Source organism: Myxacorys almedinensis A, from assembly GCF_010091945.1.
Taxonomy (GTDB): Bacteria; Cyanobacteriota; Cyanobacteriia; order Leptolyngbyales; family Leptolyngbyaceae; genus Myxacorys; species Myxacorys almedinensis.
The window spans coordinates 21549-37646 of sequence record NZ_WVIE01000008.1 but is presented as its reverse complement, the minus strand read 5'-3'; the positions used below and the strand labels follow the sequence as shown (position 1 = coordinate 37646).

Genomic DNA, 16098 nt, shown 5'->3' with positions numbered 1-16098 from the left:
TAACGATTGAGAACACTCCATTTTTAATGGGATTAGCAATGCCATTAATCATTCTATGGAGGGAGAGTGATCAATCGATTGAGAGGCATTTCTCCAACGCTGAATGAACCCTATTCCAATCAAGATAAGTAATGCTCCAATCACAAGAAAACCAATGTCCCAGAGAATGTAATGGGTGCCGGAACGAACATGATGAATTCCAAGGATCTGATGATCGATTAAGCCTTCGCTTAGGTTAAAGGTTCCAGCCCCAATTAAAATTGCGCCAAGCAATGGCTGAGCCGATTTTGGCATCTCGGTTTGTTGATGAGTTTGCCACAAGGTAATTACACCTGCGATCGCGAATAAATAAGCCAGTAGATGAAACAAGCCATCTGCTAACGTGTTTGCGGATACATCATCCAAACTCAGGATCGGGCGAACATTGGAGAGGAGGTGATGCCATTGCAAGATCTGGTGCAGCACAATGCCATCAAAAAATCCTGCAAGCCCTAGCCCTAGAAGAATTCCAGCCGCAATGAGTCGCTTTGGTAGGACCTGGACTGTGCCCGAAGTAGAAAAATTCGTCGCTTTCATCAGTCAATTTTGCAACTTTATCTCAGGGTAAGCGGGCTGAGAGACTTCACCGTCTATCTTATGGAAGTCTGGCTTACAGAAATGTGAATTCGATTTTGGCAAATTAAAACGCACCATACCCAATTGGATATGGTGCGATCGCAGAACAACACACTTTCTATTCGAGCATCTAACTTAGTCAGTTAACAACTTAGTCAGTTAACCTGGTCAGTTGACCTGTTGACACTAAGATTCAGAACGCTCACTTTAGGATCATCTCGTCAGCCTCTTACAAAGGTCTACTGACCTGATTGCGGCTCAGGAGAACTGGTGGCTGGCTCATCCGGGGCTTCGGTCGTTGGCGCGCTTTGGGTCGAGTCGCTAGACGGGCTTGGCTGGGCAGAGCTTTCTGGAGCCGCAGGCTGAGGGGCAGCCGGAGCCGACTGGGTAGGAGCCGCAGGCTGAGGAATGGTAATGATGTTTGGAGCCGGAGCAGATTGTTGAGGAACAGGGACAATGCGATCGCGCTCGATCACCCGTTCTCGTACTTCTGGCGATGGACTTGGCGATGGACTGACAGACGGAGCCGCACTGGGAACAACAATCGTTCGCGTAGGAGGGGTAGGGCGCTGGGTCAAGAAGTAGAAGCTTGCACCCACTAACGCCAGCAGCCCTGTGGCTAAAATGCCGACCAGTAAGCCACGCCCAGCATTATCGTTATCCCGAATTTGCTGATTTGCCTCATAACGGTGCTGCTCAACCGCTTTTCCTTCAACATAGCCCTGCCGATAATTCACAGGATCAGGGTCAACTACATGATAGTCGCCAGATGGGTTCAGATTTTCTGGGCTGCTGCTGGGGTTGGGATCGGGGTTAGGATTCGGATTGTTATCGCGATCGTAAATATTGCGGTCGTTTAGATTTGCCATTTTAGTAATTAAAACTCATCAAACAAAATAGTTTCTAGAAGTGCTATACAAGCGGTTCCATTCTGCTTGCAAAACATGGTTCTAGTAGATGCATCCGGGGGTTAGACTTAAGCACTTATCATGGTTACACCATAATTCTGATGAGAGCCAAAATCGCTGTATCTAGAGAAATAACCTCTTCCTCCCGCTAGAGAGGGATTCTGAATCCACCAACTGATAGATGCTGCGCTGTAAAGTGGTTCGTGATTAAGAACCGAGGCAACGACTTAGTAGTCTATCAAAATCGAAATGAGGGACTAAAAGTGGATGGGTTAGAGAGTCGATGGGTGGATGGGTCGCTCAGTAATCCAGCCCATCGGCTCCTCCACTCATGCACCCCTCCACTCATGCACCCCTCCACTTAACGTTGACAATCTACTAGTCGCTAAACCGCGACCAATGAAAGGCATCGAGAGGAAGGGGAGACGATTGGCACAGCACCCACTGTGCGATCGCGCGTCCTGTCGCAGGAGCCAACAGAATGCCGTTGCGATAATGCCCCACTGCTAGCGTCAGATTTCGGTAAGGACTTTCACCCAAAATGGGCAGATCATCGGGCGTTGCAGGGCGAAACCCCCACCACGACTCTTGAACCGGAAACTGCCGCAACGCTGGATAAAGCCGGGACGCCGCCTGCCGCAAACTCTCGATTCCTATCGCCGTATTCCCCGCCGCAAAACCAACATTCTCGCTCGTCGCACCGATGACAATCCGCCCATCTTGGCGCGGCACAATGTAGACGTCTTCGCCATAGAGCACATGTTGCAGGGGCAACGACTCTCTAAACCCTGCTGTGCAAACCTCTGCGGAGTTCTGCAACGCAAACTGCTCAGCCTCAGACAGCACCTGCACAGAGAACATTTGTCCTTTTTTGGGAAACACCGGAATGGGCAGCAAATCGTGCGACCATGCCCCAGTTGCAACGATATAATGATCGGCTTGCCAGTCGCCTAGGCTAGTCTGCAAGTGAGTGACGACGCCATTGCGATGAACGATCGTATCCACCATTAGCCCAGTTTGAATCTCAACGCCCAACGCTGGAGCCGCCGCCCAAAGCGCTTTTGCCAAGGCTCGATTATCAACCTGAGCATCTTTCGGATACCAATAGCCTCCTGCTACTTCGGCGCTCAATCCGGGCTGGAGGGCATGAAGTTCTTCTCGCCCCAGCCAATCTGATTTGGGGTCTTTTGTTGGCTTGTATCGAGGAGCCAAAATGCCACATGCCCAGTATCCTGCACTCAAGCCGGTTAACGTTTCTAGCCTATGAATCCAGCTTGGATAGAGCGCTCGGCTCTGCAAACACAACTCTAGCATTGGGCCAGGGGAAATTCTTTCGGCTTGGGGAGCCAACATCCCTGCTGCCGCTTGGGTTGCTGCTTGTGCCGCATCTCGACAGAGGATTGTCACCGTTGCGCCTTGATGGGCTAACTCTAGCGCGATCGCAACACTGATCACGCCGCCCCCAACGATTAAAATATCTCGCTGCTCAGCCATTACGACCCATCAATGAACTCCTTTCCGTTCTACCATCCTGCCCGCACGGCTGGGCTAGAAGTAGTGGCATTGGGAGGGATGGTTGCAGACGAGCCAGGGGCAGGCGGGGGAGTTTGGCTATCTGGCACGGTAGTAGTGTCGGGGACAGCGCCCTCTGGCAAATCGGATGAATTGGGAGGAGTCGCCGGGGGAGCAAAGGGCTGCGTTCCAGTTTGGGGCGATGCAGTTGCAGAGGGCGTTCGGGTGGCGTTTGGATCGGCAACAGGTGGACGATCGCTTTCGTTCTGGTTTTGCGACACTGCATTACCTTGAGAGAACGCACCGGTACCGTGAAGGATTAATCCTAGAGCGATCGCCATCAAAACACTACCTAAAATTTTGCCAGAAGATCTCCTCATAGCCCTTACTCACAATAACAATTACCATCGTGACAAACTTTCTTACTCAAGAAAACTGTCCTCTAGGCTGAAGTATACCCTTATGCTTTGGGTGTTCACAGAGATTGTTGATATCGAAGTGTTATCTCGCCGCCAACGTTCTAGCAACAGCGCCCGTTCGGTGGAGTGCGATCGCGCATCACCACCAAGGCAGTGCGATCGCAAGTGCAGAGAAAATAAGAGTATCTGGAGGATCTACCATAGAACTCAGCAACGCAAAACCCGGCGCGTTGGTGCACCGAGTTTACGATAGACGTTATGCAAAAACCAGTCAGGAAGCGCGAGTTAGACGTTGTAGACGCTAGCCATTCCAAGCTCAACCTTCAAATTCGGCTTGAGCGTTGACCCTAACCGACGACTCCGAACTCTGAGGCAAAAGCCAGCTTAAAAGCAGAGCAGTCAACCCACCCGTCGAGATAGCAGACCCAAACAGATTTTTAATCAGAGGCGACTGGTTAGCAAACACTTCGGGAACAAAGACCACTCCCAAGCCCAAGCCCAGCGACACTGCCACAATAATCATGGCACGCCGATCGAGCCCCGCAGACGAAACAATTTTCAGACCTGCAACGGCGATCGAGCCAAACATAACCAGCGTTGCGCCGCCTAACACAGGCTGAGGAAGCGCTTGAAAGACGCCGCCCACAATCGGCAACAAGCCTAAGATCACAAAAATCCCCGCCACAAAAAAGCCAACATAGCGACTTCCTACCCCGGTCATCTGAATCACGCCATTGTTTTGGCTAAAGGTAGTGTTAGGGAACGTATTAAACACCGCAGCAATCAGCGAATTGACCCCATCGCCCAAAACCCCTCCTTTGATGCGGCGCACGTAGGTCGATCCTCTAACGGGCTGCCCCGAAACCGCAGAGGTGGCGGTTAGATCTCCAACGGTTTCAATTGCGGTTAAGACGTAGAGCAAGATAAAGGGCAAGAATGCGCCAAAATCAAAACTCATGCCATAGCGGAACGGAATCGGAATTCTGAAGAAGGGAAGCGTACTGAGCGAGCTAAAGTCAACGATGCCCAAAAACAGTGAGGCAACGTAACCCACTGCCAGCCCAATTGCGATCGCGCCCATCCGCAAGAATCGATTTCTCGATAGGGTTAACACCACCACAATCAGCAACACAGTCCCACCTAGCAAGAGGTTTTGCGGGCTGCCAAACGATCCATCCTTCTTGGCGAGGGCGGCGGCTCCGCCTGCCAAACTGATCATGCCAGTTTTGATCAGCCCCAAACCAATAATCATCACCACCGTGCCAGACACGACGGGCGTAATAATTTTGCTCATCAGGTGCAAGAAACGGCTCAAGATGATTTCGACAAATGAGCCAAAAAAGCATACGCCAAAGATGAGTGCCAATGCTTCTTGAGGCGATCGTCCACCTTGCAGAGCTACTGTACCCACACCCAGAATAGGACCTAGAAATGCAAAACTGGTTCCTTGTAAACTTAGCAGCCCTGACCCAACCGGACCAATTTTTTTGCACTGAATATAGGTGCAAATGCCAGAAGCAAAGAGCGACATACTAATGAGATAGCTCGTATTTTCTGCATCCAAACCTAAGCCACTACAGATGATCAGCGGCGGGGTGATAATTCCCACAAACGCCGCGAGAACATGCTGGAAGGCGACAAAAACTGATTCGCCCACAGGAGGTCTGTCGTCTAAGCCGTAAATGAGTTCTGACTTGCCAATCGGCTCCTGTTCGTCTACTTCATCTAAAACAAAATCCTGATCTGCCTGTGCCATGTAGTCCCTTAAAGAGGAGTTAAATTACACTGTATACAATCGCAATTATGAAAAACTAATTTTGTTTCTTTAACTACAAATAGGCAGTTTAAGTATTACTTAAGGCAGAGATTGCAAGTTTTTCCAGCACATTTACATCTTTCTATAGATTTGTAATTGATTACAATTTGCAAGGTTGCCAAACCCATGGCTAAACGGGTTGCAAACTAAGTTCAGAGAATGGGTCGGAACACATTGCAGCGGGATCTTCCTGCCCTCGATTTGGCTGTAGCGGCTAAGATAGCAGCAGAATGAGTATCGTCATCCAAAGACTATGGCGCAGGGAAGAACGATTGCGGCTGGAGCCTCCTTAGGAATTGGGCTGTTTTTTGGTCTGATTGCAGTTTTGGGCATCACTCAGCCCAACGCCACCCCTGAGCAGCAGTTTGGGGCGGTGGGAGTGGGGTTACTGGGCGGCGTTCCTGCAACCGCGCTGGGGACTTGGCTGTTAGTGCAAAACCGCGATCGCCGTACCCAAAAAGAGCGCGATCGGCTGCAAAAGGTGTTCTATAAATTGCTGAGAGAAACGGGCGGACACCTCAATGTGTTGCGCTTTTCCATGGAAGCGAATATTAGCGGCACGGAGGCAAAAGAGTATTTAGATGAGCGGGCACGAGAGTTTAACGCGGCCTTTAATGTGTCAGAAGAAGGAAAGATATTCTACTCGTTTGATGGAGATTTCACGGTGCTTCCGGCAGCACAATCTTACGATGTGATTTTGCAGTCGTTTTCTGGGCGGAGCCGCGATCGCATTCTCGATGTGCTGTATCGGGACGTGAACCTTGAACGCTCGAACATAAAAGCCCTGCTGAAGTCTGCAAAAATGCAACCCGTTGCGATCGCAACAGGGGTTACCGAACGCCGCGCTCAGGCGCTCAAACAAAAACTAGAAAGATGCGGTGCAACGATACTGATCATTCCAACCCCATAATTTCAAACGGTAAGATATGGATCGATTATTTTTAATGCTGGGTGCAATACTGGGAGCAATCTCGGTTGCAGCCGGAGCTTTTGCAACCCACTCACTTAGAGAAACCCTAAGCGAACGAATGTTAGAAATTTTTGAAACAGGAGCGCGATATCAAATGTATCACGCCTTAGCATTGCTTGCAGTAGGCATATTATTCGCTCGTCCAACGATTAATTCAATGCTGCTCACTGCATCAGGAATCAGTTTTGTGGTCGGAATTGGATTATTTTCAGGCAGTCTGTACGCGCTGAGTTTATTGGGAATAAGGCAGCTAGGGGCAGTTGCTCCATTAGGAGGCATAGCCTTGATTGTAGGATGGATAAGTCTTGCGATCGCGTGCGCCAAACTGTGACCTATTTTCTTGAGGCTGGGTAAGAAACGGCAATGGGCACCTTCGATGCATCAGGTCTAGAGGTGTGCGATCGCAGCGCAGGCTTTAAACAGGCAACCATCCTCGGCAAAACCTGGCAAATCGTGCCAAGATCAGACAACTTTTATTCCCTTACCATATGTGCCGCTTGCTGGGCTACTTAGGATCTCCCATCCTCCTAGAAGACGTTCTTTCTAAACCAGACCATTCCTTAATCGTGCAGAGCTATCAGCCCCAAGAGATGACCGCAGGACTCCTCAACGCAGATGGCTTTGGCGTGGGTTGGTATCATCCTGACCAAGAAACCGAGCCATTTACCTACAAAAACACTGCACCGATTTGGAACGATCGCAATTTGCCCAGCCTCAGTCGCTATGTCAAATCCCACTGCATCCTGGCAAATGTTCGGAGTGCAACCGCCGGGCTTGCCGTAGATGTGAGCAATTGTCAGCCGTTTCAGCATTCTCTCATCTTGGGCGTTCATAATGGCTTCATTCAAGATTTTCGGCAGACGTTGTATCGTCCGATCCGCGATCGCTTAAGTGATAGTGTCTACCAATCAATTCATGGATTGACCGATTCAGAACACATTTTCGCGTTGCTGATCGACGAGCTTCAGACGAGTTCTACCCTGACCGAAGCCCTGCACCAAACGCTGAAAATCTTGACAGAGCTAGGAGAAACTCACCAAACGTCGTTTTCTGCCAACATTATTTTGAGCGATGGACAACAGTTGGTGGGATCTCGATACGCTCACCGGGGAACCGTTCCCACGCTTTACTACCTGCACCCTGAAGCATCTTTCTCCAACTTAGTCTCTAACTCAGTGCTGATTGCTTCAGAACCCCTGTTTGCGGGACATTGGAAATCGTTGCCCGATCGCTGCCTTTTTACCGTACATCATGACCTTACGATCGATATCAAGTCTCTCTAGCGCCTCTCTTATCCAAACGATTCAAGCGTGTCGCCATGCAACGCTGGCACTCTTTGAAGATGTAGACTACGAGATATTTTGCCGACAGGCGCATCCAGATTTCAGCCCGATCGGGTGGCATCTCGGACATATCGCCTACACCGAAGCACTGTGGATTTTGCAACGGTTGGCAGGCTATCCACCCGTGTTTTCCGAGTATCACTGCCTGTTTGCCCAAGATGGTTTGTCGAAGTGCGATCGCGTCTATCTCCCTCCGATCGCCGAGGTTGTAGATTATTTAGACACCGTTCGCTCAAAGGTTTTAACCTATCTAGACAGTGCCCCCTTCGAGCACCAAGAACGGCTGTGGCGATGGTTACTGCAACACGAAAGCCAACACGCAGAAACGATCGCCATGGTGCTAGCCCTAACTCAAGCAACAGATAAACGATCCATTCTGATCACGCAAACCCCTGATAGAGCAGAGGGGGGCAGTGGTGATTTGTCCCGCGCGATCGCCGGAGAGATGGTTTTTGTGGAGGCGGGCTATTTTGAGCAGGGAAACGATGCCGTAGACGCGATCGACAATGAGCGCCCGATCCAATCGGTGTATTTAGAAGATTATTGGATCGATCGCTACCCTGTCACCTGTCGCGACTATCGTTTCTTCATTCAAGCCGGGGGCTACGATGATCCTCGTTGGTGGTCAGAAGAGGCGTGGAAGTGGCTGCAAACATCTCAGACCCGGCATCCGTTGTATTGGGTTGATGATCCGAGGAATGATGATCATCCCGTTTGCGGCGTTAGCTGGTATGAAGCCAATGCCTACGCTCAGTTTGTGGAGAAGCGGCTGCCAACCGAGGCAGAATGGGAAAAAGCCGCAAGTTGGAATCCGACCTTGCAAGAGCGGCTCCTCTATCCGTGGGGGCATGAAGAACCGGAGCAAACCCGCTGTAATCATCAGCATTTGGTTGGTATGACCACTCCCGTCGATCGCTACCCCCAGGGTCAGAGTGCTTACGGATGTTTTGATATGCTGGGAAACGTTTGGGAATGGACAGCTACCTGGTTTGGTAGCTATCCGGGTTTCAAGGGTTTCCCCTATGCTAGTTACTCCCAAACCTATTTTGATGCTGCCCATCGCGTCTTAAAAGGCGGCAGTTGGGCAACTCGGCGGTGGGCGATGCGGAATGCCTTTCGCAATTGGTATCATCCCCATGTCCAACAGGTTTTTGCAGGGTTCCGGTGCGCTAGCCATTCCCACCGATTTTGAGCCTGTTTCCAAAGCCGATTCAAGAACGTCGTTTTACGTTGCATCCGATGCATCGATGAGAACCGCGATCTTTTGAACCCTGCGACCATCGCCCATTTCGATCGCCCATTTGATCGCCCATTGAGGAATGATTTTAGAAAGCTTATGTCCACATTTCAGTCGATTCATCCCAACTCCTCCCCCGTTGAAACCCGGCTTCGGATCGAACACCTCATCAGTTCTACCCAGCCCTCCGAAGCCGAACTGCACCCCGGAAGCGATGTGGTGCGGGGGCTAAGCCAAACACCAAAAACTTTACCACCCCGCTATTTTTACGACGATCGCGGCTCTCAACTGTTTGAGCAAATCTGTAACTTGCCAGAATATTACCTCACCCGAACCGAAACCAACATTTTGCAGCAGTATGCAGGTGCGATCGCAGATCTGACCGGCTCCTGCGAACTGATCGAGCTTGGCAGTGGAAGCTCGACTAAAACGCGAATTTTACTCGATGCCTATCAAAATGCCGAACACGAGGTGATTTATTGCCCGATCGATATCAGCGCCGGAATTTTAGAAAGCAGCGCTCAGCAGTTGTTACTCGACTACCCCGATCTGCGAGTCCACGGGTTTGCGGGTACTTACGAACTTGCCCTCGAAAAATTACCCGATAGCGAATTGCCGACCCGCGTGATCGGGTTCATCGGTAGCACGTTGGGAAATCTCAACCCGCAAGCCTGTGAGACCTTTATTCAGCAGATTACGAATGCGCTGAAACCGGGAGAATATTTTTTGTTGGGCATCGACTTGCACAAGTCAACACCTCAGCTAGAAGCCGCTTACAACGATAGCCAAGGCATTACCGCCGCGTTCAACCTAAATATGCTGCGTCATCTTAATCGCCGATTTGCGGGTGATTTTGATCTAACGCAATTCGAGCATGTCGCGATTTACAACGAGTCGCAGCGACAGATCGAGATGCATTTGAGAAGTGTGCGATCGCAGGTGGTTCATCTCAAGGCGCTCGATCTCACGGTTGAGTTTGCAGCCGGAGAAACGATTTTGAGCGAAATCTCTCGTAAGTTTGATCTAGAGCAAACCCAACACCTGCTTGAGAGTAAAGGGTTAACTCCTGTCGAAGTGTGGACAGATCAGCATCACTGGTTTGGTGTCTTGCTCTGCCAACTCGAACGAAGGGTGAGCTAGAAGTGCCAACTCAAGTAAAATGCCAACCTACGATCAAGATATAGTCGGTATGCCATTAAACCTCATCTTTGGGCACTCTGATGTTGCAATCACGATCGGGCGATCATCAGAGGTCAGGCTTATATCAGAGTTATGAAACTTATGGCTGATTCTCATCGCTAAATCGATGAATTCAGTGATTTGTTTCGGCAAACTTGTATAAACTAAAATAGACAAATGGGGAATTGTGTCTTTGAATGGTAGTCAGGCATTTTAAGCACCGCGATCGCGGGTCGCCCTTTGATGAATGTCAATTCACGAAAGTTCCTGGATTGCAGCGCCCACGTCTGAATAACCATTAGAGACCATCGGTAACCAATTTCCAATCCAGAGAAGGTGATGAGGAGATGAGCGACACAACATCATTTTTAGGCGGCGCAGCGATCGCAGGACTCGCGGCGATCGTGCTGTTGCGCGGAGGTGTGTCTGCCAATTCACCCTCTCTGCCGTCGTCCCAACCCTTAGCCCCGGTTCAGCCTTACTCTACCATTCCCCCCTACCCGGTCTCTCCCGGAATGTATCCGCCTGGAGCCATGGGGTCACCTGTGCCCGACTACGAGAAACAGCGCTTGGAGACCGATCAGCTGCGATCGCAGGTCGAGCAGCAACGCACTCAGATCGATCAGCTAAAGGCGCAAGCCCAAAGCCAGCAAGCCTTCATCGACACGCTGACCGCTCAAAACAAAACGAACGGCGGCTCTGCCCTGCCCGCTAGAGCAACCCCTACCCCCACCCTCAATCCTGAGCCATCTAACCCGGTCATCAATGGCTTGATGTGGGCGCTCGGAGGAATGATTCTTACATTTGGAGGCGGGATCGCCTTGGTCAGTATTTTTGTGCTGTTTGCCCGCCAGCAGCGCCCTTCCCGCACCATCGAAGTATTCCATGAAGACTATCCAACCTATTTGACCGCGAGGCGGCGATCGCAAGCATTACCAACGCGGCGCACAATCCGGCGGGTCGAAGCCGAAGATCTAGACTAAAAGAATCTTGAGTAAACACGAATGGCTAACGGTAAAGTATGAGAGTGATTTTTATCCTCCAGTTTCTCAAGCTTTGCTAGATTTTGTATGAAGACCCTCCAGAAAAGTTGGTATCCCACTCAACGCCACCTGACGCCCTACTTCTTTTTGCTGCCTGCCTTAATGATGCTGGGAATCACGGTCTTCTACCCAGCACTTCAAGCGTTTTACTTGAGTTTCACTCGATATGATCTGCTAGACGAGCCTCAGTGGATCGGCTGGGCAAACTTTCAAAGGCTATCAGCCGATCCGCTATTTTGGCAGACGCTACGCAACACACTCCTATACCTGGTCTGCGTTGTGCCGATTTTGGTCATCGCACCGTTGGGACTCGCGATTTTAGTCAACCAAAAACTCCGAGGGATTCGGTGGTTTCGAGTGGCATACTACACGCCTGTGATCATTTCAATGGTGGTGGCTGGCATTGCCTGGAAGTGGCTGTATGCAGACAATGGCTTACTCAATCAGACGCTGAGGGCAGCAGGGTTGTCGGCGATTCCGTGGCTAACTGATCCCAGTTGGTCGCTGTTTAGCGTGATGGCAGTCACCGTGTGGAAAGGGCTAGGGTACTACATGGTGATTTATCTAGCAGGGTTGCAAGCGATTCCTGCCGATTTATATGAAGCTGCCGCGATCGATGGATCAGACGGCATCCGCAAACATTGGGACATCACCGTGCCGCTCATGCAGCCTTATTTGGTGTTGGTGGGCGTCATTTCTGCGATTTCGGCAACAAAGGTGTTTGAAGAAATCTTCATCATGACTCAGGGAGGCCCGCTCAACAGTTCAAAAACAATCGTGTACTACGTTTACGAGCAAGCGTTTAGAAATCTGGAAATTAGCTATGCCTGCACGATCGGTTTGGTGATGTTTTTAATCATTTTGTTTCTATCGATCGTGCGGCTTGGCATTCAGCGATTTACAGACAACCAACAATTAGGTTAACTCGATCAGGTTGACTCGATTACCCAATCGCGAATCAAGGCATTTACCTGATCAGGAATTTCATCATGGGGACAGTGACCTGCCCTGAGGTAATATTCCGTCAACTGCGGATGATAGCTGCGGAACTTTTCCCCCCGCGATCGCGCATTGATCCACGGATCACCATCGCCCCAAATCATCAGCAGTGGCGTCGTCAATTGTCCTAACAACACATCTACTTTCTCGCCTTGAGGCGTGCGAAACACAGAAGCAAACACTTTGTCGGCTCCCATATCTGCCGAGGGGCGATAAATTTCTTCGATCAGTTGATCGGTGACGGCGCTTTGGTCGAGGTAGACCTTTTCCAAGGTTTTGCGAATCACCGACTTTTGCCGGACATACTGAAACAGCAGCCAGCTTGCCCAATCTTGCTGAAACAATGTCGTGACGACATTCCCCATCACCTGCCGAAGCGGATCGGGTTTTGTCGTGCCTTGAAGATCGGTAAACGGACCTGCACTATTGATGAGAATCAATCCCGTCGCTGACTGGGGGCGCTGCGACGCAACGCACAGTGCCGTATAGCCGCCGAGCGAGTTCCCGGCTAAAACCGCAGGCTGACCCATCACATCCGTAATAAACTCGTGCAACTGATCGCGCCACAGGTCACCGTTATATTGCCATTCGGGTTTGCTCGATCGCCCAAATCCCAGGAGATCGATCGCCCACACTTCAAACTCGGCACTTAGTCCGGAGATGGTTTTTCGCCAATGGTCGGTTGAGGCACCGAAGCCATGAACTAATAAAAGCGGTGACCGATCCAAACGACGTTCCCCTGCTTTGACGTAATAAATTTGTTGTTGCCGCCAATTCCAATACTGTCCAGGAGTTGGCGCAACCGAGGGCGCAACCTGCATAACGCGATACGATAAATTCACTAAATGTCCATTGTAAGCCTCAGAGCAGACCGATTTAACAATTAGGCAAGGCGGAAATTTGGGAATGCAGGGTGTTGTTGCACCCTTGATGGGGATGAGGACAACTGCACTCAGCCTAGGACATCCGAGCGATCGCGGCGATCTTACTGAGTTTGCTTGCCTCTAGTCCTTCGAGTTCGTTCAACTGAAGCCATCCCTCTTTAACCAATTGGGCAAATACAAAAATCAAAATTGGGTATTTGTAATCGTATTTGCCCTCGATTTCGTGCCGTCTAGCACTCAAGAAATCGTGCAGTTTCCACACATCTTGCAGGTCTGCGATCGCGCTGGCTTTTTCGCAAACCTCTTTCATCAACGCATCAATTTCTCGGCTATAAGCGCTCTCAAAGGCGTTCTGAGCTACTTCTTTTTCTGATACAGACCATTTAATATCACTCACTTGCATCACTCAAACTCGGAACCATCCGTGCGTCACTTTACTGTATCAACCCGCGTTTATCGCTTTAAGGTAGGTGAGCGCTCAAAGAACACCCACCTACTCGACTGGGAAAAACCGACCCTTGACGATCAACTCGCCTTAGCTGTTTTCTAACGAACCAGGTTTAGCAATTCCTTAGGAGAGGCAAGCAAATCAATCGCTACAAAGAAAATTTTGCCTTCCGGATTAATCAAAAACCTCCAAGCCATGTTCATTCCAACTGCCGCACCAAACCAAGGCGTTTGGACTTTTCCGGTGACTTTCACTTGGGTATAACCATCGTCTGTTGGCTCAGAAATCCCCCGTTCTGGGATGAGCTTGAGGTTTTGGCATTCTTCTTGGAAAAACCGAAGGACAGCCTCTTTGCCCACGATCGGTCTCTGGAAGGGAGGCTGAAGCGCCCCATCTGGTGCAAATAGGGTGATCAGGGTACCAAAATCATTGGCGTTCAGGTTATTCATGTAGTTCAATACGGTTGCATTGTTGATGCCTTCAATGGTGACCTGTGTTCGCTGTGACAGTTCGGTAGGCGCAACAACCGGTTCTGCAACTCTGGTAGTACCATCTAACTTCTCTGGATCAAATCCCATGTCTACGACAGAATTGCGTAAGACCGTAATTTGTTGACCTTGATCCATCTCTCTCAAAGATTGCAGCACCGCCGAAGCATTCGCTGAAAGCTGGTAGCCTGCCGGAATCGGCGCTACGATCCCTTGCTCCATCCACTGCCCAAGCTGATACCAAAACCCTAACTTGATGTTTGGAGACCAAGCCGCATAGGTTCGACAAATCGGCGTATCGGCATGGTTTGCCAAGTCGCACATCACTTGGGTTTGCTCAGGAAAACTCATCTTCTTAACTTGCTCTAATGTTGCTTCTGCGAACTGCATACTGGCAGCCCCCGGAGCAGCGATCGTAATGGTCTTACCCATTTCAAGAAACGCAAACCAAGTCCATGCTAGTTGGTCTTCGGCGCTGAGTTGGTTGAATCTGGCAGTTAAAGCCGGTACTGCATCAGCCGACAGAGTGCCAGGGAAAATACCACGGGCTGAGTCAAGAGTAATGGGCATAGTACAAATCTACCTTATCAAGGTTTACAGTTGACAGAATTTAGCAAAAAGACAATGCCAAATCCCTTCAAGAAGCAAGTTCGCTTCTGCTTAATACGATACATAAAAATTTACATATTGTAAATATTCTTTACATTTATGAAAGAAGTTGCTCAGCGATCGCATCAACTCTGTCTGGTTCAGCGATTTGTAGCAACATCCTTCACCAACTCATAAAAAGCCGTGGAACAGCAACTAGCTCAAGCATCAAGTAAGACAAAATGTTGGCTCTCCAAAAAGACTAAAGACTAAGGAATCCTTTCCTTCTCGACTTTTTTAAGCACCACAACACCCTCAGACGTTCACTACACCAGGGCATATTGTTAGTCTGGCAACCAATCTTCCGCCAATACTTGCTCTAGAGAGTATGGACACACGCTTGGAAACATCGAAATTTCTGTACCCATTTGCTTAGCGGCTTGGCGACGTGCCCGTTGATAACTCTCTTCAAGCTTCTTTGCTGGATAATCTCTCAAACTGCGACTATTTTCAATAACCAATTCAATCTAGGTACGCGAATCAGTGATGGAATCTAGCCAACTATCTGATCGCCGCTGAGGTTGATATTGCCACTTGAGCAAATGTAGTAAAAGACGAGTGAGTTGGCTAGCAATTCCGCGCCGTTCACTCTTCCCCAAGTCTTCAACCTCTTCAACCAAATTTCCGGCTCCTCTCCTGGCTCAGGAGGGGTTGGGGGAGGTCGCACATCTGTAGCATTTACAGATTAGTTTAGTATCATAACTGCTTTTCAATCATGACTGCTCAGGTTTAGCCTAAAAAAGATGGGTATCTCAACTGATCAAAATTGCTCGATCTGGTGAGACACCCATCCTATATTGAGCATCAACTCTGCTAGGCTACTCATGCTGCTCTCTGGTCAGCCGCTTGAATTTCTGCCATGTCCACCGGAGACCCCTCTTCCACCATTTGCCCCATGTTGCCCCCTTTCCGCACAAAGTTTTCAACGGTTGCCATTAGGGCATTTACTTTACGAGTCCGCCATTCATCAATCAATTGCTGAGTTTTAGCAGTTCCCAATCGTTGTTGCATTGTCTCTTGAAGGTAACTTGCGTGACCTGTTTCGTCATCAGCAATGCTTAAAATTCCTTTCTTTAAACTAAGGCTCACCGGATCATTTGGTAGCGCATTTGCGATTCGCACAAAGTCTTTGCTAGCATCAAGCTCTAAAATGTAAGTGCTCGCTAGAAAAACCGTCCAGTCAATGTTTTGAGGTTTTAAGTCGTTTTGGGAAAATCCATTAAAGTAAGCGGCAAAGAACGGGCTGCGCTTCTCCTCGTCGGGTCTGCCATCGACCAATTTCTTTTCTTGCATCTTGGCGAAGTCAATCACTTTTTTATTGAGTTGCTTGAGTCCATGAGCAAAGATTTGACCATGACGCTTTTCATCAGACGCATGTTTGTCGAGGCGCACGGCTAACCACTCGTCACCTTCTGCGTTGGCGCGATCGCGCAATGCTTCTAAAAATGGCACCGAGCCTGATTCTGCCATCTGAAAGCCTGCGAGAACATCGGGGCGGGTTTTTGGGTCGCGCACGCTGCTAGCGGTGATGTATGCGATCGCGCCTGATCCTGCGATATGGAGCAGTTGAGTCAAAAAGTTCATAGCTG

General features: G+C 49.7%; 17 protein-coding genes and 1 pseudogene. 7 read left to right on the top strand and 11 right to left on the bottom strand.

The window, feature by feature from the left end:
- Window positions 1-48: 48 nt before the first annotated feature.
- The 5 genes from GS601_RS08515 to GS601_RS08495 all read right to left on the bottom strand — a co-directional run bounded on the left by GS601_RS08515 (window position 49) and on the right by GS601_RS08495 (window position 5210).
- Window positions 49-576 carry a DUF2243 domain-containing protein gene (locus GS601_RS08515; RefSeq protein WP_162422857.1) on the bottom strand — a complete coding sequence of 176 codons (528 nt, stop codon included), beginning with the start codon at window positions 574-576 and terminating at the stop codon, window positions 49-51.
- Between the two features lie 278 nt (window positions 577-854).
- A complete protein-coding gene (locus tag GS601_RS08510; protein WP_162422856.1) occupies window positions 855-1484 on the bottom strand; it encodes a hypothetical protein in 630 nt (209 codons plus the stop codon).
- A 417-nt stretch (window positions 1485-1901) separates the two neighbouring features.
- Window positions 1902-3017, bottom strand: coding sequence for a glycine oxidase ThiO (thiO, locus tag GS601_RS08505; protein ID WP_162422855.1), 1116 nt, complete (start codon window positions 3015-3017; stop codon window positions 1902-1904).
- Between the two features lie 29 nt (window positions 3018-3046).
- A complete protein-coding gene (locus GS601_RS23125; protein WP_238393157.1) occupies window positions 3047-3415 on the bottom strand; it encodes a superantigen-like protein SSL4 in 369 nt (122 codons plus the stop codon).
- A 355-nt stretch (window positions 3416-3770) separates the two neighbouring features.
- A complete protein-coding gene (locus GS601_RS08495) occupies window positions 3771-5210 on the bottom strand; it encodes a uracil-xanthine permease family protein (protein WP_162422853.1) in 1440 nt (479 codons plus the stop codon).
- A 313-nt stretch (window positions 5211-5523) separates the two neighbouring features.
- Here GS601_RS08495 and GS601_RS08490 point away from each other — a divergent pair, with 313 nt between their 5' ends.
- From GS601_RS08490 to GS601_RS08475, 4 genes are all read left to right on the top strand, one after another.
- Window positions 5524-6180: a hypothetical protein gene (locus GS601_RS08490; RefSeq protein WP_162422852.1), complete on the top strand. Its 657-nt coding sequence runs from the start codon at window positions 5524-5526 to the stop codon at window positions 6178-6180.
- A gap of 16 nt (window positions 6181-6196) precedes the next feature.
- The gene (locus GS601_RS08485; protein WP_162422851.1) at window positions 6197-6571 is read left to right on the top strand and encodes a DUF423 domain-containing protein; all 375 of its coding nucleotides are present in this window, start codon (window positions 6197-6199) and stop codon (window positions 6569-6571) included.
- A gap of 157 nt (window positions 6572-6728) precedes the next feature.
- Entirely contained in the window at window positions 6729-7523 is a 795-nt protein-coding gene (gene egtC, locus GS601_RS08480) for an ergothioneine biosynthesis protein EgtC (protein ID WP_162422850.1), read from the top strand.
- Window positions 7492-8775: an SUMF1/EgtB/PvdO family nonheme iron enzyme gene (locus GS601_RS08475; protein WP_162422849.1), complete on the top strand. Its 1284-nt coding sequence runs from the start codon at window positions 7492-7494 to the stop codon at window positions 8773-8775. The genes egtC and GS601_RS08475 overlap by 32 nt, the downstream gene beginning before the upstream one ends.
- Window positions 8776-8808: 33 nt before the next feature.
- Here the strand turns inward: GS601_RS08475 and GS601_RS23555 are convergent, their stop codons facing one another.
- On the bottom strand, window positions 8809-8943 hold the full coding sequence (locus tag GS601_RS23555; protein ID WP_274381961.1) for a hypothetical protein: 135 nt from the start codon (window positions 8941-8943) through the stop codon (window positions 8809-8811).
- Between GS601_RS23555 and egtD the strand changes: the two genes are divergently transcribed.
- The 3 genes from egtD (at window position 8920) to GS601_RS08460 (ending at window position 11966) form a co-directional block, all read left to right on the top strand.
- Window positions 8920-9960, top strand: a complete 1041-nt coding sequence (gene egtD, locus GS601_RS08470; RefSeq protein ID WP_162422848.1) for an L-histidine N(alpha)-methyltransferase — start codon at window positions 8920-8922, stop codon at window positions 9958-9960. The two genes, GS601_RS23555 and egtD, sit on opposite strands and share 24 nt — an antisense overlap.
- A gap of 386 nt (window positions 9961-10346) precedes the next feature.
- Window positions 10347-10982, top strand: coding sequence for an SNF7 family protein (locus tag GS601_RS08465; RefSeq protein WP_162422847.1), 636 nt, complete (start codon window positions 10347-10349; stop codon window positions 10980-10982).
- 87 nt (window positions 10983-11069) lie between these two features.
- Window positions 11070-11966 carry a carbohydrate ABC transporter permease gene (locus GS601_RS08460; protein WP_162422846.1) on the top strand — a complete coding sequence of 299 codons (897 nt, stop codon included), beginning with the start codon at window positions 11070-11072 and terminating at the stop codon, window positions 11964-11966.
- Between the two features lie 5 nt (window positions 11967-11971).
- On the opposite strand, the gene GS601_RS08455 is transcribed toward GS601_RS08460, so the two are convergent.
- The 5 genes and pseudogenes from GS601_RS08455 to GS601_RS08435 form a co-directional block, all read right to left on the bottom strand.
- A complete protein-coding gene (locus tag GS601_RS08455; RefSeq protein ID WP_338016997.1) occupies window positions 11972-12883 on the bottom strand; it encodes an alpha/beta fold hydrolase in 912 nt (303 codons plus the stop codon).
- 115 nt (window positions 12884-12998) lie between these two features.
- Window positions 12999-13328, bottom strand: coding sequence for a hypothetical protein (locus tag GS601_RS08450; RefSeq protein WP_202924964.1), 330 nt, complete (start codon window positions 13326-13328; stop codon window positions 12999-13001).
- Window positions 13329-13471: 143 nt separating this feature from the next.
- Window positions 13472-14431 carry an orange carotenoid-binding protein gene (locus tag GS601_RS08445; protein WP_162422844.1) on the bottom strand — a complete coding sequence of 320 codons (960 nt, stop codon included), beginning with the start codon at window positions 14429-14431 and terminating at the stop codon, window positions 13472-13474.
- A 362-nt stretch (window positions 14432-14793) separates the two neighbouring features.
- Window positions 14794-15129 (bottom strand): annotated as a pseudogene (locus tag GS601_RS23905) (DUF29 domain-containing protein).
- Window positions 15130-15331: 202 nt separating this feature from the next.
- Window positions 15332-16093, bottom strand: coding sequence for a ferritin-like domain-containing protein (locus GS601_RS08435; RefSeq protein WP_162422843.1), 762 nt, complete (start codon window positions 16091-16093; stop codon window positions 15332-15334).
- Between the last annotated feature and the right edge of the window lie 5 nt (window positions 16094-16098).

What these genes read in the sequence shown, in the direction of transcription:
- thiO (WP_162422855.1), bottom strand. Translation starts at nt 3,017, where the DNA reads ATGGCTGAGCAGCGAGATATTTTAATCGTTGGGGGCGGCGTGATCAGT.
- GS601_RS23125 (WP_238393157.1), bottom strand. Translation starts at nt 3,415, where the DNA reads ATGAGGAGATCTTCTGGCAAAATTTTAGGTAGTGTTTTGATGGCGATC.
- GS601_RS08490 (WP_162422852.1), top strand. Translation starts at nt 5,524, where the DNA reads ATGGCGCAGGGAAGAACGATTGCGGCTGGAGCCTCCTTAGGAATTGGG.
- GS601_RS08465 (WP_162422847.1), top strand. Translation starts at nt 10,347, where the DNA reads ATGAGCGACACAACATCATTTTTAGGCGGCGCAGCGATCGCAGGACTC.
- GS601_RS08510 (WP_162422856.1), bottom strand. Translation starts at nt 1,484, where the DNA reads ATGGCAAATCTAAACGACCGCAATATTTACGATCGCGATAACAATCCG.
- GS601_RS23555 (WP_274381961.1), bottom strand. Translation starts at nt 8,943, where the DNA reads ATGAATCGACTGAAATGTGGACATAAGCTTTCTAAAATCATTCCTCAA.
- GS601_RS08495 (WP_162422853.1), bottom strand. Translation starts at nt 5,210, where the DNA reads ATGGCACAGGCAGATCAGGATTTTGTTTTAGATGAAGTAGACGAACAG.
- GS601_RS08485 (WP_162422851.1), top strand. Translation starts at nt 6,197, where the DNA reads ATGGATCGATTATTTTTAATGCTGGGTGCAATACTGGGAGCAATCTCG.
- GS601_RS08445 (WP_162422844.1), bottom strand. Translation starts at nt 14,431, where the DNA reads ATGCCCATTACTCTTGACTCAGCCCGTGGTATTTTCCCTGGCACTCTG.
- GS601_RS08515 (WP_162422857.1), bottom strand. Translation starts at nt 576, where the DNA reads ATGAAAGCGACGAATTTTTCTACTTCGGGCACAGTCCAGGTCCTACCA.
- GS601_RS08435 (WP_162422843.1), bottom strand. Translation starts at nt 16,093, where the DNA reads ATGAACTTTTTGACTCAACTGCTCCATATCGCAGGATCAGGCGCGATC.
- GS601_RS08475 (WP_162422849.1), top strand. Translation starts at nt 7,492, where the DNA reads ATGACCTTACGATCGATATCAAGTCTCTCTAGCGCCTCTCTTATCCAA.
- GS601_RS08460 (WP_162422846.1), top strand. Translation starts at nt 11,070, where the DNA reads ATGAAGACCCTCCAGAAAAGTTGGTATCCCACTCAACGCCACCTGACG.
- egtC (WP_162422850.1), top strand. Translation starts at nt 6,729, where the DNA reads ATGTGCCGCTTGCTGGGCTACTTAGGATCTCCCATCCTCCTAGAAGAC.
- egtD (WP_162422848.1), top strand. Translation starts at nt 8,920, where the DNA reads ATGTCCACATTTCAGTCGATTCATCCCAACTCCTCCCCCGTTGAAACC.
- GS601_RS08450 (WP_202924964.1), bottom strand. Translation starts at nt 13,328, where the DNA reads ATGCAAGTGAGTGATATTAAATGGTCTGTATCAGAAAAAGAAGTAGCT.